This window comes from Delftia sp. S65, from assembly GCF_016516495.1.
Classification (GTDB): Bacteria; Pseudomonadota; Gammaproteobacteria; order Burkholderiales; family Burkholderiaceae_C; genus Comamonas; species Comamonas acidovorans.
Genome location: NZ_JACVUR010000004.1, coordinates 20,523 through 41,380, shown reverse-complemented (window position 1 = coordinate 41,380; position 20,858 = coordinate 20,523). Strand labels below are relative to the sequence as shown.

The following is a 20,858-nucleotide window of genomic DNA, read 5'->3' as shown; positions in this document are numbered from 1 at the left end:
TGCGCTCCTTGCGGGGCGCTGGCTACACGAGCGCCTCCGGGCGCTAATCTTGGGGGCTGTCGCTCTCGCCGGGCGTCGCGGCTGCGACGTCCGCCTGCGGTGCAGCGGCGGACGGCTGGGCCAGCCCTTCGGGATGGCTCCAGTGCCACAGCAGCTGGGCCACCTCGTCCACACCCTGCTTCTTCAGCGCGGAGAACATGCGCACCTCGCCACCGCCGGCATTGAGCCGCGTGATGGACAGCACCTTGGCCTGCTCGGCGCGCGTGAGCTTGTCGGCCTTGGTCAGCAGCACGAGGAACTTCAGGCCCTCCTGCACGCGCGGGCGCAGGGCATCGAGCAAGGCTTCGTCGAGTTCGGTCAGGCCCAGTCGCGGATCGCACAGCAGCACGATGCCCGTCAGGCTCTCGCGGCTGACCAGATAGTTCAGCATCACGCGCTGCCAGCGCTGCTTGTCCGTGCGCGACACGGCGGCGTAGCCGTAGCCGGGCAGATCGGCCAGCACGGCGTCGGTCACGCCCTGTTTGCCCAGGGAGAACAGGTTGATGTGCTGCGTGCGGCCGGGCTTCTTCGAGGCGAAGGCCAGCTGCTTTTGCTGCGTCAGCGTGTTGATGCAGGTGGACTTGCCGGCATTGGAGCGGCCCACGAACGCGATCTCGGGCACATCGACCTTGGGAAGATGGTGCAGTTGCGCAGCCGTCGTCAAAAAGCGCGTCGTGTGCATCCATCCCATGGCGAGCTTGGGATCGATCAGGGAGGAAGTGGGGGCGGCATCGGCAGCCGGCGCAGCAGGATTCATGGTGTGGTCAGTCTCTCGGGGCCTCATTGTAGGTTCCCCCATGATCCAGCGCCCCCCGCGGGCTATAGGCTGCGTTGCAGGCCGAGCGCATCGCCTGAAACCGGCGCGCCCCAGCGCCAGGGACAGCGAGGAAGGGCCGCCCCGCCCCGAGGCTGTCGTCCCCCTCCCGCGTAGCGAGAGAGGGGGAAGGCGCGCAGCGCCTCAGGGGGTGCCTAAACCTCCTCGCTCCAGCAAAACCCATCCCGCGCAATCATCGCGCTGGCCGCGCTGGGTCCCCAGCCGCCAGCCGCATAGCCGCGCGGCCCCGAGAGATCGTTGCGCCAGTGCTGCAGTATGGGTTCCACCCAGCGCCAGGCCTGTTCCTGCTCGTCGCTGCGCACGAACAGGTTCAGCCGCCCGGCGATCACGTCCAGCAGCAGGCGTTCGTAGGCGCCCACGCGCTTGGCGCCGAAGCGCTGGTCGAAGTCCAGGTTCAGGTGCACGGGGGCCAGCGAAGGCTCGGCCTGCTGCTGGGTGGCGCCCTGGGCCAGCAGGTGCAGTTCCAGGCCGTCCTTGGGTTGCAGGTTGATGACCAGCCGGTTGGCTTCGGACAGGGGCGAGCGGAAGATGGGATGGGGCACGGGCCGGAAGTTCACGACGATGCGCGCATCCCGTCCTGCCAGCCGCTTGCCGGTGCGGATGTAGAAGGGCACGCCGGCCCAGCGCCAGTTGCAGATCTCGGTGCGCAGGGCGACGAAGGTCTCGGTCTGGCTGCCGGCCGCCACGCCTTTCTCTTGCTGGTAGGCGGGCACGGGCTGGCCCTGGCTGGCGCCGGCCAGGTACTGGCCGCGCACCACGTGCTGGCTCAGGATTTCCGGCGTCCAGGGCTTGAGCGACTGCAGCACCTTGAGCTTTTCGTCGCGGATGGCGTGGGCCGAGGCGTTGATCGGCGGCTCCATGCCGATGGCGCACAGCAGTTGCAGGGCATGGTTTTGCACCATGTCGCGCAGCGCGCCGGTCTGGTCGTAGAAAGCGCCCCGGCTTTCCACGCCCAGTTCCTCGGCAATGGTGATCTGGATGTTGGCAATGGTCTCGCGCCGCCACAGCGGCTCGAACAGTGCGTTGCCGAAGCGCAGGGCCAGCAGGTTCTGGACCGAGGGCTTGCCCAGGTAGTGGTCTATGCGAAACACCTGCTCTTCGCGCAGGACCTTGCGCAGCGTGGCGTTGATGGCCTGGTTGGAGGCCAGGTCGTGGCCCAGCGGCTTTTCCAGCACCACGCGCGTCTGCGGGCCATTCAGGCCCACGGCGGCAATCTGCTCGCAGACCGTGGTGAACAGGCTGGGCGCAGTGGCCAGGTACATCACCACCGTCTCGGCGCCGCGCGTGTTCAGCGCCGTGGCCAGGCGCTCGTAGTCGGCGGGTTGCGACAGGTCCATGCGCAGGTAGTGCAGCAGGGCCGCGAAACGCGAGAACTCCTCTGGACTGGGGCGCTTGGACAGTTCCACCTTTTCGAAGCGACCCTGGATGAGCGCGCGGTACTGGTCGTCACTCAGATCATCGCGACCCACGCACAGGATGCGTCCCCCCTCGGGGAGGGTGCCGTGGCGGAACGCCTGGAACAGCGCGGGCATGAGCTTGCGCCATGCGAGATCACCCGTGCCACCGAACAAAACCAGATCGAAACCCATGCTGTCTCCACAAGTTGGTGCATCTATTTTGGTAACTTGGTTACCAAAATTTTGAAGAATCGGATAAATTATAGGAAGGTATTGAGGTTTTGTTCCAGAGATGTGTTGTCGATTTGGTAATCAGATTACTTTCATCCCATGCTGTCCGTCATTCCCCAGCCCCCGCGCTGCGACCATGCCACTGTCTGGACTGCGCTGCACCACCATGCCTTGGCCCTGCGCAAGGGCTTCGATCTGCGCCACGCCTTTGCGGATGATCCCGGCCGGTTCACGCACTTCAGCCAGGAGGCGCCACATTGTTTTGCAGACCTGTCCAAGAACCTCTGGGATGCCCCGGCCGAGGCGCTGCTGTTGCGTCTGGCGCGCGAGTGCGCAGTGGAGCAGCAGCGCGATGCCATGTTCGCCGGCGAGCACGTCAACGGCAGCGAGGGCCGTGCCGTGCTGCACGCGCTGCTGCGCTGCCCGCGCGGCGAGTCGCCGCCGGGCCTGGCATGGGCCCTGGCCCAGGTGCACGAAACGCTGGATGCCATGCTGGCCTATGCCGAGCGCGTGAGGGCCGATGCCGGCATCACCGATGTGGTGTGCATGGGCATCGGCGGATCGGGCCTGGGGCCGCAGATGGCCGTGCAGGCGCTGCAGGGAATGTGCGATGCACGGCGGCGCATGCACTTCGTCTCGAACGTGGATGGGCATGAGCTGCAATCGGTGCTCGATGGGCTGCAGCCGCGCAGCACGCTGTTCATCGTGGCCTCCAAGGTCTTCAACACGCAGGAGACGCTCACCAATGCGCGCAGCGCACTGCAATGGTTCCATGCGCAGGGCGGTGAAGATGTGGCGCGGCATTTCGTGGCGCTGACGACCAATGCCTCGGCGGCTGCGCAGATGGGCATCACCACCACTTTCGGTTTCTGGGACTGGGTGGGCGGTCGCTATTCGCTGTGGTCGGCGATCGGGCTGCCCGTGGCCCTCGCCGTGGGAGCTGCGGCATTCCGCGACCTGCTGGCCGGCGCGCATGCCATGGACCACCACTTCCGCACGGCACCGCTGCCGGCCAACCTGCCCGTGCGGCTGGGCCTGCTCGATGTCTGGAACCGCAATCTGCTGGGCTTTGCCAGCCGCTGCATTGCGCCCTACCACGCAGGCCTGCGGCGCCTGCCGGCCTATCTGCAGCAACTGGAGATGGAGAGCAATGGCAAGCGCGTGGACCGCCAGGGCCGGCCGCTGGCGCTGGGCTCAGCCCCCGTGCTCTGGGGCGAGCCGGGTACGGATGGGCAGCATGCCTTCTTCCAGATGCTGCACCAGGGGACGGACATTGTGCCGCTGGAGATCATCGCCGTGCAGCGGCCGTCGCACGGCCTGCAGGGCCACCATGAGCAACTGCTGGCCAACGCCCTGGCCCAGGCCCAGGCGTTGATGCAGGGGCGTTCCTGCGATGATGGTCATCGCCACTTCCCTGGCAACCGGCCCAGTACCTTCGTACTGCTGGATGCGCTCACGCCGGCGGCGCTGGGTGCGCTGATCGCCTTGCAGGAGCACCGCGTGTTCGTGGCGGGCACGCTGTGGGGCCTCAACAGCTTCGACCAATGGGGGGTGGAGCTGGGCAAGCTGCTGGCGCGCGACCTGCAGCAGCGCCTGGCCAGCGGGGATGTGGCGCAGCTCGATGCATCGACCGCAGGACTGCTGCAGCGCATGCGGGCCTGACGCCCCTGGCAACACGTTGCCGGGGCCGAGCAGACTCAGGCTTCGCGGAAGCTGTTCACCGGCAGTCCAGGCACATCGACACGGCACTCCATCAGTGCGCCGGCAGGCACCTGCGCCGATCGCTCCGGATCGGGCCGGCCGTGTCCGGCCGAGGTGATGTACAGCGTGCGCAGGTCCTCCCCCCCAAAGCAGACCATGGTGGGACAGCGCACGGGCGTGTCCAGGCGCTGCAGCACATCGCCCTCGGGGCTCAGTTGCAGCACGCAGCCGCCTTCATACATGGCCACCCAGTAGTTGCCCCGGACGTCGACGCTGGCGCCGTCGGGGCGGCCGCCATAGAGCCTGCCCTCGGCCTTGGGGGCGAAGGCCTTCCACAACGAGCGCGTGCCCAGCGTGCCGGAGTCCAGGTCGAAGGCAAAGCGGTCTATGCGGTGGGCTGGCGTGTCTGCCCAGTACATCCAGTCGTCATCGGGGCTGAATGCCAGGCCGTTGGCCGTGGTGCAGTCTCCTGCCATGCGCTGAACGGCGTAGCCTCCGGCGCCGTCCGCACGCAGGCACCACAGCGCGGCATCGGGCGCCGTCTTGGGCGAGAACAGTGACCCCGCCCACAGCCGCCCGGCGCGGTCGCAGCGCCCGTCGTTGAGCCGCAGCTGCTGCGGATCATGGTCCAGGCGGGCGATCATTTCGGTGTGTCCCGTGGCGGTGTCCAGCAGGCCGAAGCCATCGCGCAGCCCCAGCACGATGCGGCCCCGGTCCGTGGGAGCGCAGCAGCCCGGTTCGCTGGGCGTGGCCCAGCTGCGGTGCAGGCCTGTGGCGGGCTCCCAGGAATGGATGTGCCTGTCCTGGATATCGCACCAGTAGAGCCGGTGTTCCTGCGGGTGCCAGAAGGGGGACTCGCCGAGTGCACTCGGTGGAACAGGGATGCGCTGCACGGCCATGGTCTGCCTCGGAGATGCGGATGAACGGAATTCTAGGAGGTCGGAACGCACCGCAGCAGCGGCACATGGTTTGATGCATTGGCTAAGGGATATCACCGGCTTGGCTGCGCATAAAAGTATTGAAAGGCGCATCTGTCGTACCAGTCCGGGCACGAGGCCGTCGCCACAATGCCTCATCCGCAGCCGGGATGGGAGGCGCGGTGATCCAGCATTCGAAGACCAGGGAACAAGGAGACAAAAAATGCACAGCTTGCTCAAGGCCAGCCTCACATGGGCCATGGCCACTGCCGCAGCGGGCGCACTCGCCGGCACCGAACTCGTGATCGCCACCGTGAACAACGGCCACATGATCGAGATGCAAAAGCTCACCCCCCGGTTCGAGAAGGCCCACCCCGACATCACGCTCAAATGGGTGACGCTGGAAGAAGGCGTGCTGCGCCAGCGCGTGACCACCGACATCGCCACCAAGGGCGGCCAGTTCGATGTGATGACCGTGGGCATCTACGAGGTGCCGATCTGGTCGAAGAAGGGCTGGCTGCAGCCCATTGCCACCGATGCCGCCTATGACGCGGCCGATCTGCTGCCCACCATCCGCGAAGGCCTGTCCTACGAAGGCAAGCTCTATGCCTCGCCCTTCTATGGCGAAGGCTCCATGCTCATGTACCGCAAGGACCTGGCCGACAAGGCGGGTTTTCAGATGCCCGACAAGCCCACCTGGGAGCAGGTCCGGGAGTTCGCCTCCAAGGTCCACGATCCCAAGGCCGGGGTCTATGGCATCTGCCTGCGCGGCAAGCCGGGCTGGGGGGACAACATGGCCCTGATCACCACCATGGCCAATACCTTCGGCGGCCAATGGTTCGACATGCAGTGGAGGCCGCAGATCGATACACCCGCCTGGAAGAAGGCCATGGGTTTCTATGTGGACCTGATGAAGGCCTATGGCCCCCCGGGCGCCTCGGCCAACAGCTTCAATGAGAACCTGGCGCTGTTCAACGAGGGCAAGTGCGGCGCCTGGGTGGATGCGAGCATCGCCGCCTCCTTCGTGAGCGACCCCAAGCAATCCAAGGTGGCCGACAAGGTGGCCTATGCGGCTGCACCCATCGCCAGCACGCCCAAGGGATCGACCTGGCTGTGGACCTGGAACCTGGCCATTCCCTCCAGCTCGAAGAAGGCCGATGCGGCCCAGGTCTTCGTGAAGTGGGCCACTTCCAGGGAGTATGTGCAGTTGGTCGCGCAGGAGCACGGCTGGCGTGCCGTGCCCACAGGAACGCGCCAGTCCACCTATGCCAATGCCGAGTTCCAGAAGGTGGCAGGCTTTGCCGCAGCCGAGAAGCGGGCCATCGACAGCGTGAGCCTGACCGATGCGACCGAGCCCAAGTCGCCCTATGCCGGCGTGCAGTACGTCGCGATTCCAGAGTTCCAGGCCATTGGCATTGCCGTGGGCCAGCAGATGAGCGCCGCGCTGTCGGGCAAGGTCACGGTGGAGCAGGCGCTCAGTACCTCGCAGACGCTGGCCGAACGCGAGATGAGGAAAAGCGGCTACTACAAATGAGGGCCGATAGGACTCCCGACAGGGCGGCGTCCGCCAGGCGCCTGCTGCCCCGCGCCCTGATGGCGCCCGCCGTGGCCGTGCTGCTGTGCTGGATGCTCGTGCCTTTGTTGATGACGATTTATTTCTCGCTCGTCAACTACAACCTCATGCAGCCGGGCGAGCACCGCTTTGCCGGCTGGGACAACTACGCCTTCTTCATCACCGATCCGGACTTCCTGCCCGCCGTGTGGAACACGCTGAACTTCCTGGCCAGCGTGGTGCTGATCACCCTGGTGCTGGGCGTGCTGATCGCTTTGCTGATCAACGAGCCGTTTCCGGGGCGTGGCGTCGTGCGGGTGCTGCTTATCTCGCCGTTCTTCGTGATGCCCACGGTCAATGCGCTGCTGTGGAAACACATGATGATGAACCCGATCTATGGCGTGCTGGCCAGCCTGTGGAGGGCCGTCGGACTGCAGCCCGTGGACTGGCTCACCGAGATGCCGCTGCTGTCCGTCATCGTCATGGTGTCCTGGCAATGGCTGCCCTTCGCCTGCCTGATCTTCATCACCTCGCTGCAGTCGCTGGACCGAGAACAGATGGAGGCGGCGCGCATGGATGGCGCCAACGCCCTGCAGCGCTTTTACTACCTCACGCTGCCCCATCTGGCGCGGCCCATGGCGGTGGTGGTGATGATCGAGATGATCTTCCTGCTCAGCGTGTTCGCAGAGATCGCCATCACCACGGCGGGCGGGCCCGGCAACGAGAGCACCAACCTGACCTACCTGATCTACAAGCAGTCGCTGATGAACTTCGACGTGGGCGTGGCCTCGGCCGGTGCACTGTTTGCCGTGGTGCTGGCCAACATCGTCTCCCTCTTCCTGATCCGCATCGTGGGCAAGAGCCTGGACTGAGGGCATGATGAAAACAAGTTCCTCCACCCTGGTGCGCGCCGCTGCGGCATGGGCCGTGGCACTGCTGCTGTTCTTTCCGCTGGCCTGGCTGTTCCTGACGGCCTTCAAGACGGAACTGCAGGCCATTGCCGTGCCGCCGCTGTTCGTGTTCGAGCCCACGCTGGCCAACTTCGGCGAAGTGCAGCAGCGCAGCGATTACCTGCTGTATGCGCGCAATTCGCTGATCACCAGCCTGGCCTCGACCCTGATCGGCCTGGTCATCGCCGTGCCTGCTGCCTACTCCATGGCGTTCTTTCGCAGCCGCCACACGCGCGACGTGCTCATGTGGATGCTCTCGACCAAGATGATGCCGGTCGTGGGGGCCCTGCTGCCCATCTATGTGCTGGCGCAAGGGGCGGGCTTGCTGGATTCGCTCACCGTGCTGGTCATCGTCTTCACGCTGTCCAACCTGCCCATCATGGTCTGGATGCTCTACAGCGCGCTCAAGGACATCCCCAACGAGATCCTGGAAGCGGCGCGCATGGATGGCGCAGGCCTGTGGGCCGAGTTTCGCCATGTGGTGCTGCCGCTGGCGGTGGGCGGCATTGCCTCCACCGGGCTGCTGTGTCTGGTGCTGAGCTGGAACGAGGCCTTCTGGTCGCTGAACCTGAGCAGCGCCCGGGCCGGAACGCTGGCCACGCTGATCGCCTCGTATGCCAGCCCCGAAGGGCTGTTCTGGGCCAAGCTCTCGGCCGCTTCGCTGATCGCCATCGCTCCCATCGTGGTGTTTGGCTGGTTCAGCCAGAAGCAACTGGTGCAGGGCATGACCTTTGGCGCCGTCAAGTAGCCGTCCGGCATCCATTTCGCGGTTTTGTGCTGCACAAGGAAAACCATGGCCTATCTGCAACTTCAGGACATACGCAAGCGCTTCGGAGAGGCGCAGATCATCCGCGGCGTGGACCTCGCCATCGAGCGCGGCGAATTCATCGTTTTCGTCGGGCCTTCGGGCTGCGGCAAGTCCACGCTGCTGCGCCTGATCGCCGGGCTGGAGAGCATCACTTCGGGGCAACTGCTGCTCGACGGGCGCGACATCACGCATGCGCCCTCGGGCGAGCGCGACCTGGCAATGGTGTTCCAGAGCTATGCGCTGTATCCGCACATGAGCGTGTACGACAACATGTCCTTCGCGCTGCGCCTGGCCGGCGTGCCCAAAGAGGAGATACGCCGAAAGGTCGGGCAGGCGGCCGAGACGCTCGACCTCACGCCCTATCTGGAACGCAAGCCGCGCGATCTGTCCGGGGGGCAGCGCCAGCGCGTGGCCATAGGCCGGGCCATCGTGCGTGCGCCCAAGGTGTTCCTGTTCGACGAGCCGCTGTCCAACCTCGATGCGGCGCTGCGCGGCAACACGCGGGTGGAAATCCACAAGCTGCACAAGGCGCTGGGCGCCACCACCATCTATGTCACCCATGACCAGGTCGAGGCCATGACCCTGGCCGACCGCGTTGTGGTGTTGCGCGATGGCTGCATCGAACAGGTGGGCGCGCCCCTGGCGCTCTACGACCATCCGGCCAACCAGTTCGTTGCGCAGTTCATCGGCATGCCGTCGATGAACCTGATCGCCGCCGGGGCACTGCCCGTGTTCTCCGGGGCCACGCAGGGCCGCCTGCCCGCCGACGGCACGCTGGGCATACGCCCCGAGGCCTTGCGCGTGGCCAGAGCGCAGGTCGCAACCGATGCCGTTGCACAGAGACAGGTCATGGGCCGCGTGGACCTGATCGAGGCCTTGGGCGCCGACACGCTGATCCATGTCAGCGTGGGCGGGGCGCAGCTCATTGCGCGCCAGGCCGAGCGCACGCCACTGGCCGTGGGCGACGCGGTGTCCGTCGCGCTGGACACCGGCTGCGCTCTGCACCTGTTCGACCGCCAGGGACGCACGCTGGCAGGCGCCTGAGCGCTTCGCTCCGAGAGGCTGCCCGGAGCAGTCATCCTTTCTTCCTCATCTCCCTCTGGTCACCATGAACGCGATTGTTCCGCATCTTTCCAGCCCCACGGTGCTGCACCTGGGCCTGGGTTCCTTTCACCGTGCGCACCAGGCCGCTTACCAACAGCGGCTGATCGATGCAGGGGACACGCAATGGGAGCTGGTGGGGGCCAACCTGCGCTCCGACATGGCGCAGACGCTGGAGGCGCTGGCGCGCCAGGGAGGGGCTTACACACTGGAGACGATTGCGCCTGGCGGATCGGTGCGCTACCAACGCATCGAGGCCCTGCGCGAAGTGATCCCCCATGCGCCCGGGCTGGCTGCCGTGATCGCGCGCGGAGCCAGCCCCTGCACACGTGTCATCTCCCTCACCGTGACCGAGGCTGGCTACTACCTCGATGGCAGCGGCGTGCTGGACACCGGCAGCCCGGAGCTTGCGGCCGACATCGGCCGCATGCGCCAGGGGCAGGTCGGAGAGACGATCTATGGCGTGCTGTGCGCCATCCTGCAGTTGCGCCGCTGTGCACATGCCGGCCCGGTCACACTGCTGAGCTGCGACAACCTGCGCCACAACGGCGATCGCCTGCTGGCCGGCCTGCTGGCCTTCATGCAACTGGCGCAACTGCAGGAACTGGCCGAGTGGGCAGGGCACAACATCAGCTGCCCGAATGCCATGGTCGACCGCATCACCCCGCGCCCACCGCCGGAGCTGCGCGAGCGCGTGCAGGCCGCGACGGGCTGGGACGATGCGGCCGCCGTGACGGCCGAAAGCTTTTCACAGTGGGTGATAGAGGACCGCTTCGTCGCAGGCCGCCCGCCCTGGGAGCGCGTGGGCGTGGAGATGGTGTCTTCCGTGGCTCCCTACGAGGAGGCCAAGATCCGCATCCTCAACGCCAGCCACAGCTGCATTGCCTGGGCCGGCACGCTGGCCGGCCTGCGATTCATCCACGAAGGCAGTGCCGTGCCGGCGATACGCCAGATGGCATGGGACTATGTGACGCAGGACGTGATTCCCTGCCTTGCAACACCCGGCAAGGCATCGGCCCTGGACCTGCCGGCCTACCGCGACACCGTGCTGGATCGCTTCGGCAACCCTGCGATACGCGACACCAACCAGCGCGTGGCGGCCGACGGCTTTGCCAAGATCCCGGGCTTCATCGCGCCCACGGTGCGCGAGCGCATCGCGCAGGGCGCGTCCATGGATGCCGTGGCCATGCTGCCGGCGCTGTTCCTGGTTTTTCTGCAGCGCTGGCACCATGACACACTGCCCTATGCCTACCAGGATCAGGCCATGGACCCCGCAGTGGCACACGCCATCTGCGCCGCCACCGACCCCGTGGCCGCGCTGTGTGCCGAAGTGCCCTTGTGGGGTGAGGCCGCGGGCCATCCGCATCTGGTGGAGGCGGTCCGCCGTGCCACAGACCGTGTCCATGCTTTTGTCCAACAGGCAGCGAGGTAGAACGCATGCGCATAGCCATCGCGGGCGAAGCCCTGATCGATTTCACCGCCACGGGCGGCCTGGCCTTCCAGGGCCATGAAGGAGGCGCGCCCGCCAACTGCGCCGTGGCCGCCGCGCGGCTCGGGCAGGCCACGGGCTTTGTCTCGCAACTGTCGCGCGATCTCTTCGGCGAGCGCCTTTTCGCGCACCTGCAGGGCAACGGCGTGGACATGCGCCTGGTGCAGCGCTGCGATGCGCCCAGCACGCTGGCTTTTGTCGAGCATGCGCAGGGCACCAACCGCTATGCCTTCTATACGCAGGCAACGGCGGACACGCTGTGGGCACCTGCCGAGCTGCCCGAGTTGCCGCCCGAATGCCGCTATCTGCAGTTCGGCTCCATCGCATTGCTGCACACCCCTGTCGGGCCGCGCATCCTGGACCTGGTGGCGGCTGAGCGCGGGCGCCGCATCATCGTGTTCGACCCGAACGTGCGGCCCACGCTGATCCGCGATGCCCAGGCCTTCCGGCGCGACTGCCTGGGCTGGCTGGCCCAGGCAGACCTGGTCAAGCTCAGCGATGAGGACCTGGCCTTTATCGCGCCCGGCGTTCCGGCGCTGGAGGCCGCCGCGCGCTGGCTGGCGCTGGGTCCCCGGGCCGTGGTGCTCACGCGCGGAGCGGCCGGCGCGACCTTGCTGCGTGCAGGACAGGCGCCTGTGTCGGTGCAGCCGCCGGCCGTGCAACTGGTGGATACCATCGGCGCGGGCGACACCTTTGGCGCGGCGCTGTCGGTTGCGCTGCTGGAGCAGGGTGTCGAGCAGCCGGGCCAGTTGCAGGAACTGCCCGAGAGCGCGTGGCGCCAGGTGCTGCGCTTTGCCGCAACGGCCGCAGCGCTCAACTGCACGCGCGCCGGTGCCCAGCCGCCCCGGCGCGCGGAACTCGATGCCGCGCTGGCAGCCCATTGCGGTGGATAGCCGCCGCTGGTGATACTGTTTGCCCATGGCCTCTCCAGAAACCTTCACGCCGCCATGACCAGCCCACGCCGTCGCACACCCCGCCAGCGTCACCCTGAACTGGAGCGCGATTTCGTGCGGACGCCCGCGCTGGGCTATGAGGATATGGAGGGCAGCGGCCTGGTGCGCTGCCTGGCACATGGTTTCCCAAGCCCCCTGGTGCGCTGGCATTTCCATGAGGAGTACGAGCTGCACCTCATCACCGACACCTCGGGCCGCGCCTTCGTGGGAGACTGGATAGGCCCCTTCGAGCCCGGCCACCTCGTGCTGTGCGGCCCGCGCCTGCCGCACAACTGGATCTCGTTCGATGCGCCCGATGGGGGCTCGCCTGCACGCGATTACGTGATCCTTTTCAACCACGACCCCATCGCCCGTGCGGCCGAGCAGATCCCGGAGATGCGCGAGGTGCTTCAACTGCTGGACCGTGCGCGCCATGGCATCGAGTTCTTCGGCTTGGCGCAGACGGCGCGCGCGCACTGGGATGCGGTCAGGAGTGCGCGCGGAATGCGCCGCTTCACGGCCTTTTGCGCGCTGCTGTCCGATCTGGCCGAGTGCACCGATTACCGGCTGCTGTCAGCCGTGCAGATGCAGGGCGCCCAGGGCGAGGCCCAGGTGGACCAGATCAACGAGGTGGTCAACCGCATCATGGCGCGCGTGAGCGAGCCGCTGAGCCTGGCCGACGTGGCGGCCGAGCTGGGCATGAGCGAGAGCCGCTTCAGCCGCTTTTTCCGCCGGGCCACGGGCAACAGCTTCACCGACTTCGTCAGCCGCGTACGCATCAACAGCGCATGCCACCTGCTCATGCAGACCGACAGCTTCATCGCCGACATCTGCTACCAGGTGGGTTTCAACAACGTGGCCAACTTCAACCGGCGCTTCCTGGAGATCAAGGGCATGACGCCCTCGGAGTTCCGCCGCCAGGCGGACAGCCGCTTCGGCGCGGGTTGAAGCGACGGGGAAGCGGAATCTGGCGCGCACGGGTGTGGTATTGCGCGCCACATGGGTAGAGCCCTTATTGCCGCGCTGGCACAGATCGATATGCTGGGCTGCGAAAAACATATTTTCAGCACCGAATCCGTGGCCAGTTTGTGACCACGATCAAGGAATATGTTTTCCTCTGTGCGCAGGGGCGAAACCAGGGTTCCTGACGATATCAATCACAGGGGACCCCATTGTAGAATCCGCCGAATTTTGCGCTTTCAACAACAGAACCACGCCCTCGATATGAAGTTGCTTGCCTCTTTGCTGACGGCTGCCATTCTTGCTGCAGCCCCCGCCTTTCCCGCTTTCTCCGCTGGCGAGGCACCTGCTGCCTCGGCACAGCCGAAGGCGGCCAAGGCCGACCTGGCGAAGGGCGAGGCCAGCTACACCGCCGTCTGCGCGGCATGCCATGCGGCCGACGGCAATTCCACCATCCCGCTGCAGCCCAAGCTGGCCGGCCAGCATCCCGAGTACCTGGTCAAGCAGTTGCTGGAGTTCAAGGGCGACAAGCGCAAGGACCCCGTGATGAAGGGCTTTGCCAGCATGCTCAGCGAGCCTGACATGAAGAACATCGCCGCCTGGCTGCACACGCAAAAGCCCAAGGACGGCTTTGCCAAGGACAAGGACCTGGTGGCCATGGGCGAGCGCATCTACCGCGGCGGCATCCAGGAGCGCAACATTGCTGCCTGCGCGGGCTGCCACAGCCCCAACGGCGCCGGCATTCCAGCCCAGTACCCGCGCCTGGCGGGCCAGCATGCCGACTACACCACGACCCAGCTCACGGCCTTCCGTGACGGCAAGCGCGGCAATAGCATTCAGATGACGCAGGTTGCTGCCAAGCTTAACGATCGCGAAATCAAGGCCGTGGCAGACTACATCGCTGGCCTGCGTTGATGCGATCCCGGGGCCGACGCGGTTCCCAGGGTAATCACCGGGAACCTATTGCTTTATAGACACCCCAAGCCAGGCGGGTCCATCGCATGAATGCAGATGGTCCCGCTTTTTTCATTCGGGTTTTGGCTTTTCGTTCTTCATGTCAGACAACTCTTCCGGTGCCGCTCTTGCTCCCTCCCGCCCGCAGGCCGCGCGCGCGACCCTGGAGCTGCTGGCATCGATGCGCTTCGCGATCTCGCTGCTGACGGTCATCTGCATTGCCTCGGTGATCGGTACCGTGCTCAAGCAGCATGAGCCGGTGGGCAACTACGTCAACCAGTTCGGGCCTTTCTGGGCCCAGCTGTTCCTCGCGCTCAAGCTCAATGCGGTCTACAGCGCCTGGTGGTTCCTGCTGATCCTGGCCTTTCTGGTGATCAGCACCTCGCTGTGCGTGGCCCGCCATGCGCCCAAGTACCTGGCCGATCTGCGCAGCTACAAGGAAAACGTTCGCGAACAAAGCCTCAAGGCATTCGGCCACCGTGCGCAGAACGTGGTGCCCGGCAGCACCGAAGAGGCCGCCAGGCGCCTGGGCCAGCAGCTGGTATCGGGCGGCTGGAAGGTGCGGCTGCAGCAGCGCGACACGGCGGCCGGTCCCGGCACCGGCTGGATGCTGGCTGCCAAGGCGGGTGCGGCCCACAAGCTGGGCTATATCGCGGCCCACAGCGCCATCGTGCTGATCTGCCTGGGCGGGCTGTTCGATGGCGACCTCATCGTGCGCGCGCAGATGTGGCTGGGAGGCAAAACACCTTATACCGGCGGTGGCCTGATCTCCGAGGTGTCCGAGCAGCACCGGCTGAGCGAGCGCAACCCCACCTTCCGAGGCAACCTGCTGGTGACCGAGGGCGGCACGGCAGGCACGGCCATCCTGTCGCAGTCCGACGGCGTGCTGCTGCAGGAGCTGCCCTTTGCGGTGGAACTCAAGAAATTCATCGTGGAGTACTACTCCACGGGCATGCCCAAGCTGTTCGCCAGCGAGGTCGTCATCCACGACAAGGCCACGGGCGAAAAGCTGGAAAAGCGCATCGAGGTCAACCACCCGGCCAGCTACCGTGGCATCGAGATCTACCAGTCCAGCTTTGACGACGGCGGCTCGTCGGTGAAGCTGCGCGCCGTGCCGCTGGAGGCGGGAGCCAAGCCCTTTGATGTCGAGGGCGTGATCGGCGGATCGGACCAGTTCGTGCGCAAGCTCCCGGACGGCAAGGACGAGACAGTGACGCTGGAGTTTGCCGAACTGCGCACCATCAACGTGGAGAACTTCGGCGGTGGCGGCGGGGCCAATGGCAGCGGCACCGATGTGCGCAAGGTGGACCTGAAGCAGGCCATCGACGAGCGCCTGGGCGCGGCCCACAAGACCGTGACCAAGAAGGAGCTGCGCAACATCGGCCCCAGCATCCGCTACAAGCTGCGCGATGCCTCGGGCCAGGCGCGCGAGTTCCAGAACTACATGCTGCCCGTGGACACGGGCGACGGCCAGCGCGTGTTCCTGCTGGGCGTGCGCGACAACCAGGCCGATGCCATGCGCTACCTGCGCATTCCCGCCGATCCCGAAAGCGAGATGGACACCTTCCTGCGCCTGCGCAGCGCGCTGCAGGACCCTCGGCTGCGCGAGCAGGCGGCCAAGGCCTATGTGGCCAAGGCCATCGATTCCTCGCGTTCCGAACTGAGCGGCGCGCTGGCGCAGTCGGCCACCAAGGCGCTGGAATTGTTCGCGGGCCAGACCGACAAGAAGGGGCCGGACGGCAAGCCGCTGGGCGGGCTGCAGGCCATCTCGGACTTCATGGAAAGCAATGTGCCTGCGGCCGAGCGCGAACGCGCGGGCGAGGTGCTGGTGCGCATTCTCAACGGCGTGCTGTTCGAGCTGGCCCAGATCGTGCGCACGCAGGCGGGCCAGGCGCCCCTGGAGCCCAGCGAGCAGACGCAGTCCTTCATGACCCAGGCCGTGTTCTCGCTCAGCGATGCGCAGTTCTACCCTATGCCCATGGTCTTCATGCTGCAGGACTTCAAGCAGGTGCAGGCCAGCGTCTTCCAGGTGGCGCGCGCCCCGGGCAAGAACGTGGTGTATCTGGGCTGCCTGTTCCTCATCATCGGCGTGTTCTGCATGCTGTACGTGCGTGACCGCCGCCTCTGGATCTGGCTCACGCCCCGCGATGGGGTAAGCCATGCCGAAATGGCCTTGTCCACGAATCGCAAGACACTCGATGGTGATAGAGAATTCGCCATGCTGGCCGGCAAGCTGATAGGCGCCGAGCCCATCCACAAGAAATCCCCCGGAGGTTCCGCATGAACACCGCCACTACCACGACGACTTTGACGCTCAACGAGGGCTTCTTCGCCCGCCGCAACTGGTTCGACTGGGTGTTCGCGGCCCTGGTGGCGGCGGGACTGCTGTATGCGCTGCAGCGCTATGGCGAGTACATGGATGTCTACGAAAAGTGCATCCTGGTCGGCACCATTCCCTCGGCCATCTGGCTGGGCTGGTTCTGGCGCCCGCTGCGCGGGCTGATGCTGGTGGTGGCCGGGCTGTCGCTGCTGGCCATCGGGCTCTACCAGGGGCCTGAAGGGGCGCAACTGGCGCGCTCGGACACGGTGTTCGGCCTCAAGTACTTCCTGTCCAGCCAGTCGGCCATCCTCTGGATGAGCATGGTGTTCTTCATGAGCACCGTCTTCTACTGGATCGGCATGTTTGCGCGGGGCGAGGGCACGGCGCTGTCGCTGCTGGGCTCGCGCCTGGCGTGGCTGGCCGTGACGCTGGCGCTGGTGGGCACCATGGTGCGCTGGTACGAGAGCTATCTGATCGGCCCCGATGTAGGCCACATTCCGGTCAGCAATCTCTATGAAGTGTTCGTCATGTTCTGCTGGATGACGGCGCTTTTCTATCTCTATTACGAACAGCACTACGACACGCGCGCCCTGGGCGGCTTCGTGATGCTGGTGGTCAGCGCGGCCGTGGGTTTTTTGCTGTGGTACACGCTGGTGCGCGAGGCGCACGAGATCCAGCCGCTGGTGCCGGCGCTCAAGAGCTGGTGGATGAAGCTGCACGTGCCGGCCAACTTCATCGGCTACGGCACCTTTGCGCTGGCAGCCATGGTCTCTTTTGCCTACCTGATCAAGCAGCAGGCCACGGAGACCCGTTGGTACAAGCTCGCGCCGCTGTGGATGCTGGGTGTGGTGCTGTGCTTCGAGCCCATCGTCTTCCGCCAGGGCGCCACCCAGAACGGCGGCAGCTACTGGATGGTCTACTTCGGCATCTCGGCGCTGATCGTGGCCGGCATCCTGCTGGCGCGCAAGCGCATCGCCGAGCGCCTGCCCAGCTTCGAGCTGCTGGACGATGTGATGTACAAATCCATCGCCGTGGGCTTTGCCTTCTTCACCATCGCCACCGTGCTGGGCGCGCTGTGGGCGGCCGAGGCCTGGGGCGGCTACTGGAGCTGGGACCCCAAGGAAACCTGGGCGCTGATCGTCTGGCTCAACTACGCGGCCTGGCTGCACATGCGCCTGGTCAAGGGCCTGCGCGGCACGGTGTCCGCCTGGTGGGCGCTGGGTGGACTGGCCATCACCACCTTCGCCTTCCTGGGGGTGAACATGTTCCTGTCGGGGCTGCACAGCTACGGCGAGCTTTGAGCCACGGCAGTGGCAGAGTGACAGTGGCAAGATAAGGGCAGCGGCATGCGTTCAGGCGCATGCCGCTTTTTCGTGCACCATCGCATCGGTGCCGCAGGGAACTTGCGCGCGCCTGCGAGGCTCCCAATCGCTATATCGCCAGCAATAGCGCCCCGTGCCCGCCGGCACACCAGGAGATTCCCATGCTGATCCGCTCCCACGACAACGGCTTCCAACACCCGCAAGGCAGCGAGATCACGCCCCGGGCCGGCTACCTGCAGCGCCGTGCCTGGCTGCAGTACCTGGCCGCAGGCTCGGCGGGCGCGGCATTGCCCGGCTGGGCGGCGGGCGTGCAGCGCCCCGGCAAGCTGGCGGCACTGGCCTCCGTGCCTTCCCAGGTAGTGGGCGCAAACACCATGGACCGTGTCACGGCCTATGCCGATGTGTCCCAGTACAACAACTTCTACGAATTCGGGCTGGACAAGGACGATCCTGCCAAGAATGCCCACACGCTTAAGACCCGCCCCTGGACGGTGAAGATCGAGGGCCTGGTCCAGCAGCCGCAGACGCTGGACCTGGATGCGCTGCTCAAGCTCGCTCCACAGGAAGAGCGCATCTACCGGCTGCGCTGCGTGGAGGGCTGGTCCATGGTGATTCCCTGGGTGGGCTATTCCCTGGCCGAGCTGCTGCGCAAGGTGCAGCCGCTGGGCAGTGCCAAGTATGTGGAATTCGTGACCCTGGCCGACAAGGCGCAGATGCCGGGCCTGCGCAGCGGCGTGCTGGACTGGCCATACACCGAGGGGCTGCGTCTTGATGAAGCCATGCACCCGCTGACGCTGCTGGCCTTTGGCATGTATGGCGAGGTGCTGCCCAACCAGAATGGTGCGCCCGTGCGGCTGGTCGTGCCGTGGAAGTACGGCTTCAAGAGCGCCAAGAGCATCGTCGCCATCCGCCTGACCGACAAGGAGCCGGGCACGGCCTGGAACAAGGCGGCACGCAACGAGTACGGCTTTTATTCCAATGTGAACCCCGACGTGCCGCACCCGCGCTGGAGCCAGGCCACGGAGCGGCGCATTGGCGAAGACGGCCTGTTCGCCAAGAAGCGCAAGACGCAGCTGTTCAACGGCTACGAAGCCCAGGTGGGCCAGCTCTACGCGGGCATGGACCTCAAGAAGTTCTATTGATGTGGCCCATGCAATGACGGCGGTGCAGCGTCTTTTGCTGCACCGGACGGCCAAGCCGCTGGTGTTTCTTGCGTGCCTGCTGCCGTTTGCCTGGCTGCTGGCTGGAGCCATCCTGAACACGCTTGGCGCCAATCCGGCCGAGGCCTTGCTGCGCTCCACCGGCGACTGGACCTTGCGCTTTCTGTGCGTGGCGCTGGCCGTGACACCGCTGCGCCAGGCGCTGGGACTGACGGCACTGGCGCGCTTCAGGCGCATGCTGGGTCTGTATGTGTTCTTCTACGCGCTGCTGCACCTGCTGTGCTATGCATGGTTCGACATGGGGCTGGACTGGGGCGAGATCGTGCTCGACATCCCGAAGCGCCCATTCATCCTGGTGGGCTTTGCGGCGCTGCTCTTGCTGACCGCTCTGGCGGTGACTTCACCGCACCGTGTCATGCGCGCCATGGGCGGCAGGCGCTGGCAATGGCTGCACCGCTGTATCTATGCGGTCGCGCCGCTGGCCCTGTTGCATTTCTTCTGGATGCGCGCAGGCAAGAACAACTTTGCCGAGGTCGGCGTGTACGCCGCCATTCTTGCGCTGCTGCTGGCCTGGCGCGTGGTCCATGCACTGCGCCGCCGGCGCGCCAGGCGCTAGCCGGCGACGGCGCGCAGGGCAGGGAGCAGCTGGCGGGTCACGGGGTCGATGTCCGCCATGGGCAGCTGGTAGTTGCGCTGGTCGAACAGATCAATGCCGCACTGCAGGCCTTCGAGCCAATTGAACAGGTCGGCAATCGCCTTGGCGCCCATGATGGGCGCGCCGTGCTGGGGCACGATCATGTCGATGGGCAGCTGGCGCGCCATCTGCACCCACAGCCGCAGGATCTTGTTGGAGACCATGTATCGGCGGTGAAAACCTTCCATGCGGGCGATGTGCGGCACGAGGTCGGTCACGGGCACCTGCGCCTCGATGCCGTTCATCAGGGACACGCCCAGATCGCCCGTGAAGAGGATGCGGCTGACCGGGTCGTAGAAGTGGAAGTTGCCTTCGGCATGCAGGAAGTGGGCGGGCAGCAGGTGCAGTTCATGGCGGCCCAGCGGCAGCCGGCCACCGGCGTCCGGCACGCCGATCACGCGGTTTTCGGTCTTGCCGACCTTGGTGAAGTGGGGCGCGAAGCGCTCCCAGATGCGCGAGATCACCAGCTGTGCCTTGGTGCTGGTCATCCAGCGGTCCAGCGAGGCAATGATGTCGGGATCGGCGTGGGAAGCGATCAGATAGGACAGCTTGTGCGGCGCGAAATGCCGCGACATGCCCATGAACAGCTCGTTGAATGCGAGATTGCCGCCCGGGTCGATGATGGCGCCCGTGTCGTCATCGACGATGAGGAACTGATTGGCCTGTATGGCCTGTCCATCTTCCTCGATGAGGTCGGTGAACATCAGGCAGGCGTGATTTTTGTCTCGGTAGAGCTCTACGGGCATGGCGGGTTGTCGAGGGACAAGAGAAAGTCACTCTAAGCGCCATGCCTGGCAGCGGTGTTGATGTGTATCAAGCCGCGGCGCGGCCACCGGCTCAGTCGGCCTGCTGCTTGCGGGAGTCCGTAGTGCCGGTGGGTGTCGAGCTTTCCTCGACGGCGGCACTTGACGGGCCAGCGGGCAAGGTGGTGGGTGCAGGTGCGGGCGTTGCACGCTCGGCCGGGCTGGAAATGCCCAGGGTCTGCGGCAGTGTGGCGCGGTGGCTGGCCGCAGGCGAGCTGGGCAGAAACAGCGGGCCTTTCTGGCCGCAGGCGGCCAGGGACGCCGCACAGGCGCCAAGGGCAATGCACCTGACTAGAATTTGCGAGGCTTTCAACATAAGCGAATTGTAATGACCGACCAAGAATTTCTGGACCTTGCCGAACGACTGCTGCTGGCGGTGGAGCAAGACTGCGATCGCATCAACGATGAAACCGATGCCGACCTCGATGCCCAGCGCGTGGGGGGCATGGTGACCCTGGTCTTTGCCAACTGCAGCCAGATCGTGATCAACCAGCAAAAACCGCTGCACGAGATCTGGCTGGCGGCCAAGGCCGGTGGCTTTCACTACCGCTACGACGCGGCGCAGGGCGCCTGGCTCGATACCAAGGGCGCGGGCGAGTTTTTCGCCAACCTGAGCCGCTACGCCACCGAGCAGTCGGGCCTGGCGCTGCAGTTCTCGGCACGCTGATCCGCCGTTATCGGCAGGCTCCATGA

General features: G+C 65.8%; 19 protein-coding genes. 14 read left to right on the top strand and 5 right to left on the bottom strand.

The features are described from left to right. Nucleotides 1-43 precede the first annotated feature (43 nt). Both yihA and zwf read right to left on the bottom strand, forming a co-directional pair. On the bottom strand, nt 44-796 hold the full coding sequence (gene yihA / locus IAE24_RS05285) for a ribosome biogenesis GTP-binding protein YihA/YsxC (protein ID WP_199959305.1): 753 nt from the start codon (nt 794-796) through the stop codon (nt 44-46). Nucleotides 797-1,008: 212 nt separating this feature from the next. After that, nucleotides 1,009-2,463, bottom strand: a complete 1,455-nt coding sequence (zwf, locus tag IAE24_RS05280) for a glucose-6-phosphate dehydrogenase (protein ID WP_199959307.1) — start codon at nt 2,461-2,463, stop codon at nt 1,009-1,011. A gap of 138 nt (nt 2,464-2,601) precedes the next feature. On the opposite strand from zwf, the gene pgi reads away from it, so the two are divergent. Continuing rightward, nucleotides 2,602-4,164 carry a glucose-6-phosphate isomerase gene (pgi, locus tag IAE24_RS05275; protein ID WP_199959308.1) on the top strand — a complete coding sequence of 521 codons (1,563 nt, stop codon included), beginning with the start codon at nt 2,602-2,604 and terminating at the stop codon, nt 4,162-4,164. A gap of 35 nt (nt 4,165-4,199) precedes the next feature. Here the strand turns inward: pgi and IAE24_RS05270 are convergent, their stop codons facing one another. Further along, nucleotides 4,200-5,102 carry an SMP-30/gluconolactonase/LRE family protein gene (locus IAE24_RS05270; RefSeq protein ID WP_013800746.1) on the bottom strand — a complete coding sequence of 301 codons (903 nt, stop codon included), beginning with the start codon at nt 5,100-5,102 and terminating at the stop codon, nt 4,200-4,202. A 241-nt stretch (nt 5,103-5,343) separates the two neighbouring features. Here IAE24_RS05270 and IAE24_RS05265 point away from each other — a divergent pair, with 241 nt between their 5' ends. The 12 genes from IAE24_RS05265 (at nt 5,344) to IAE24_RS05210 (ending at nt 19,284) form a co-directional block, all read left to right on the top strand. Continuing rightward, nucleotides 5,344-6,654, top strand: a complete 1,311-nt coding sequence (locus IAE24_RS05265; protein WP_199959310.1) for an ABC transporter substrate-binding protein — start codon at nt 5,344-5,346, stop codon at nt 6,652-6,654. Next, nucleotides 6,651-7,544 carry a carbohydrate ABC transporter permease gene (locus tag IAE24_RS05260; RefSeq protein WP_051940972.1) on the top strand — a complete coding sequence of 298 codons (894 nt, stop codon included), beginning with the start codon at nt 6,651-6,653 and terminating at the stop codon, nt 7,542-7,544. Before IAE24_RS05265 ends, IAE24_RS05260 begins: the two co-directional genes overlap by 4 nt. A gap of 7 nt (nt 7,545-7,551) precedes the next feature. Beyond that, nucleotides 7,552-8,370 carry a carbohydrate ABC transporter permease gene (locus IAE24_RS05255; RefSeq protein WP_199959312.1) on the top strand — a complete coding sequence of 273 codons (819 nt, stop codon included), beginning with the start codon at nt 7,552-7,554 and terminating at the stop codon, nt 8,368-8,370. A gap of 45 nt (nt 8,371-8,415) precedes the next feature. Continuing rightward, entirely contained in the window at nt 8,416-9,474 is a 1,059-nt protein-coding gene (locus IAE24_RS05250; protein WP_065345543.1) for an ABC transporter ATP-binding protein, read from the top strand. Nucleotides 9,475-9,538: 64 nt separating this feature from the next. Further along, complete coding sequence (gene dalD / locus IAE24_RS05245; RefSeq protein WP_199959314.1) at nt 9,539-10,963, top strand: D-arabinitol 4-dehydrogenase; 1,425 nt, start codon at nt 9,539-9,541, stop codon at nt 10,961-10,963. Between the two features lie 5 nt (nt 10,964-10,968). Beyond that, entirely contained in the window at nt 10,969-11,913 is a 945-nt protein-coding gene (locus IAE24_RS05240; protein ID WP_199959316.1) for a carbohydrate kinase family protein, read from the top strand. A gap of 54 nt (nt 11,914-11,967) precedes the next feature. Further along, nucleotides 11,968-12,900, top strand: coding sequence for an AraC family transcriptional regulator (locus IAE24_RS05235; RefSeq protein WP_016450966.1), 933 nt, complete (start codon nt 11,968-11,970; stop codon nt 12,898-12,900). Between the two features lie 276 nt (nt 12,901-13,176). After that, nucleotides 13,177-13,827: a c-type cytochrome gene (locus tag IAE24_RS05230; protein WP_034397008.1), complete on the top strand. Its 651-nt coding sequence runs from the start codon at nt 13,177-13,179 to the stop codon at nt 13,825-13,827. 139 nt (nt 13,828-13,966) lie between these two features. Next, nucleotides 13,967-16,150 carry a cytochrome c biogenesis protein ResB gene (locus IAE24_RS05225; RefSeq protein ID WP_199959318.1) on the top strand — a complete coding sequence of 728 codons (2,184 nt, stop codon included), beginning with the start codon at nt 13,967-13,969 and terminating at the stop codon, nt 16,148-16,150. Continuing rightward, nucleotides 16,147-17,487 carry a c-type cytochrome biogenesis protein CcsB gene (ccsB, locus tag IAE24_RS05220; RefSeq protein ID WP_012207385.1) on the top strand — a complete coding sequence of 447 codons (1,341 nt, stop codon included), beginning with the start codon at nt 16,147-16,149 and terminating at the stop codon, nt 17,485-17,487. Before IAE24_RS05225 ends, ccsB begins: the two co-directional genes overlap by 4 nt. A 182-nt stretch (nt 17,488-17,669) precedes the next feature. Further along, a complete protein-coding gene (msrP, locus tag IAE24_RS05215; protein ID WP_016450968.1) occupies nt 17,670-18,650 on the top strand; it encodes a protein-methionine-sulfoxide reductase catalytic subunit MsrP in 981 nt (326 codons plus the stop codon). Nucleotides 18,651-18,663: 13 nt separating this feature from the next. After that, nucleotides 18,664-19,284, top strand: coding sequence for a sulfite oxidase heme-binding subunit YedZ (locus IAE24_RS05210; RefSeq protein ID WP_199959372.1), 621 nt, complete (start codon nt 18,664-18,666; stop codon nt 19,282-19,284). Here the strand turns inward: IAE24_RS05210 and IAE24_RS05205 are convergent. Both IAE24_RS05205 and lptM read right to left on the bottom strand, forming a co-directional pair. After that, nucleotides 19,281-20,108, bottom strand: a complete 828-nt coding sequence (locus tag IAE24_RS05205) for an MBL fold metallo-hydrolase (protein WP_199959320.1) — start codon at nt 20,106-20,108, stop codon at nt 19,281-19,283. The two genes, IAE24_RS05210 and IAE24_RS05205, sit on opposite strands and share 4 nt — an antisense overlap. A 91-nt stretch (nt 20,109-20,199) precedes the next feature. After that, complete coding sequence (lptM, locus tag IAE24_RS05200; protein WP_080518227.1) at nt 20,200-20,481, bottom strand: LPS translocon maturation chaperone LptM; 282 nt, start codon at nt 20,479-20,481, stop codon at nt 20,200-20,202. Nucleotides 20,482-20,493: 12 nt separating this feature from the next. Between lptM and cyaY the strand changes: the two genes are divergently transcribed. Continuing rightward, nucleotides 20,494-20,832: an iron donor protein CyaY gene (cyaY, locus tag IAE24_RS05195; RefSeq protein WP_199959322.1), complete on the top strand. Its 339-nt coding sequence runs from the start codon at nt 20,494-20,496 to the stop codon at nt 20,830-20,832. Nucleotides 20,833-20,858: the final 26 nt, after the last annotated feature.

Excerpts from the sequence above, each read along its gene's own strand:
- yihA (WP_199959305.1), bottom strand. The coding sequence starts at position 796 with ATGAATCCTGCTGCGCCGGCTGCCGATGCCGCCCCCACTTCCTCCCTG.
- zwf (WP_199959307.1), bottom strand. The coding sequence starts at position 2,463 with ATGGGTTTCGATCTGGTTTTGTTCGGTGGCACGGGTGATCTCGCATGG.
- pgi (WP_199959308.1), top strand. The coding sequence starts at position 2,602 with ATGCTGTCCGTCATTCCCCAGCCCCCGCGCTGCGACCATGCCACTGTC.
- IAE24_RS05270 (WP_013800746.1), bottom strand. The coding sequence starts at position 5,102 with ATGGCCGTGCAGCGCATCCCTGTTCCACCGAGTGCACTCGGCGAGTCC.
- IAE24_RS05265 (WP_199959310.1), top strand. The coding sequence starts at position 5,344 with ATGCACAGCTTGCTCAAGGCCAGCCTCACATGGGCCATGGCCACTGCC.
- IAE24_RS05260 (WP_051940972.1), top strand. The coding sequence starts at position 6,651 with ATGAGGGCCGATAGGACTCCCGACAGGGCGGCGTCCGCCAGGCGCCTG.
- IAE24_RS05255 (WP_199959312.1), top strand. The coding sequence starts at position 7,552 with ATGAAAACAAGTTCCTCCACCCTGGTGCGCGCCGCTGCGGCATGGGCC.
- IAE24_RS05250 (WP_065345543.1), top strand. The coding sequence starts at position 8,416 with ATGGCCTATCTGCAACTTCAGGACATACGCAAGCGCTTCGGAGAGGCG.
- dalD (WP_199959314.1), top strand. The coding sequence starts at position 9,539 with ATGAACGCGATTGTTCCGCATCTTTCCAGCCCCACGGTGCTGCACCTG.
- IAE24_RS05240 (WP_199959316.1), top strand. The coding sequence starts at position 10,969 with ATGCGCATAGCCATCGCGGGCGAAGCCCTGATCGATTTCACCGCCACG.
- IAE24_RS05235 (WP_016450966.1), top strand. The coding sequence starts at position 11,968 with ATGACCAGCCCACGCCGTCGCACACCCCGCCAGCGTCACCCTGAACTG.
- IAE24_RS05230 (WP_034397008.1), top strand. The coding sequence starts at position 13,177 with ATGAAGTTGCTTGCCTCTTTGCTGACGGCTGCCATTCTTGCTGCAGCC.
- IAE24_RS05225 (WP_199959318.1), top strand. The coding sequence starts at position 13,967 with ATGTCAGACAACTCTTCCGGTGCCGCTCTTGCTCCCTCCCGCCCGCAG.
- ccsB (WP_012207385.1), top strand. The coding sequence starts at position 16,147 with ATGAACACCGCCACTACCACGACGACTTTGACGCTCAACGAGGGCTTC.
- msrP (WP_016450968.1), top strand. The coding sequence starts at position 17,670 with ATGCTGATCCGCTCCCACGACAACGGCTTCCAACACCCGCAAGGCAGC.
- IAE24_RS05210 (WP_199959372.1), top strand. The coding sequence starts at position 18,664 with ATGACGGCGGTGCAGCGTCTTTTGCTGCACCGGACGGCCAAGCCGCTG.
- IAE24_RS05205 (WP_199959320.1), bottom strand. The coding sequence starts at position 20,108 with ATGCCCGTAGAGCTCTACCGAGACAAAAATCACGCCTGCCTGATGTTC.
- lptM (WP_080518227.1), bottom strand. The coding sequence starts at position 20,481 with ATGTTGAAAGCCTCGCAAATTCTAGTCAGGTGCATTGCCCTTGGCGCC.
- cyaY (WP_199959322.1), top strand. The coding sequence starts at position 20,494 with ATGACCGACCAAGAATTTCTGGACCTTGCCGAACGACTGCTGCTGGCG.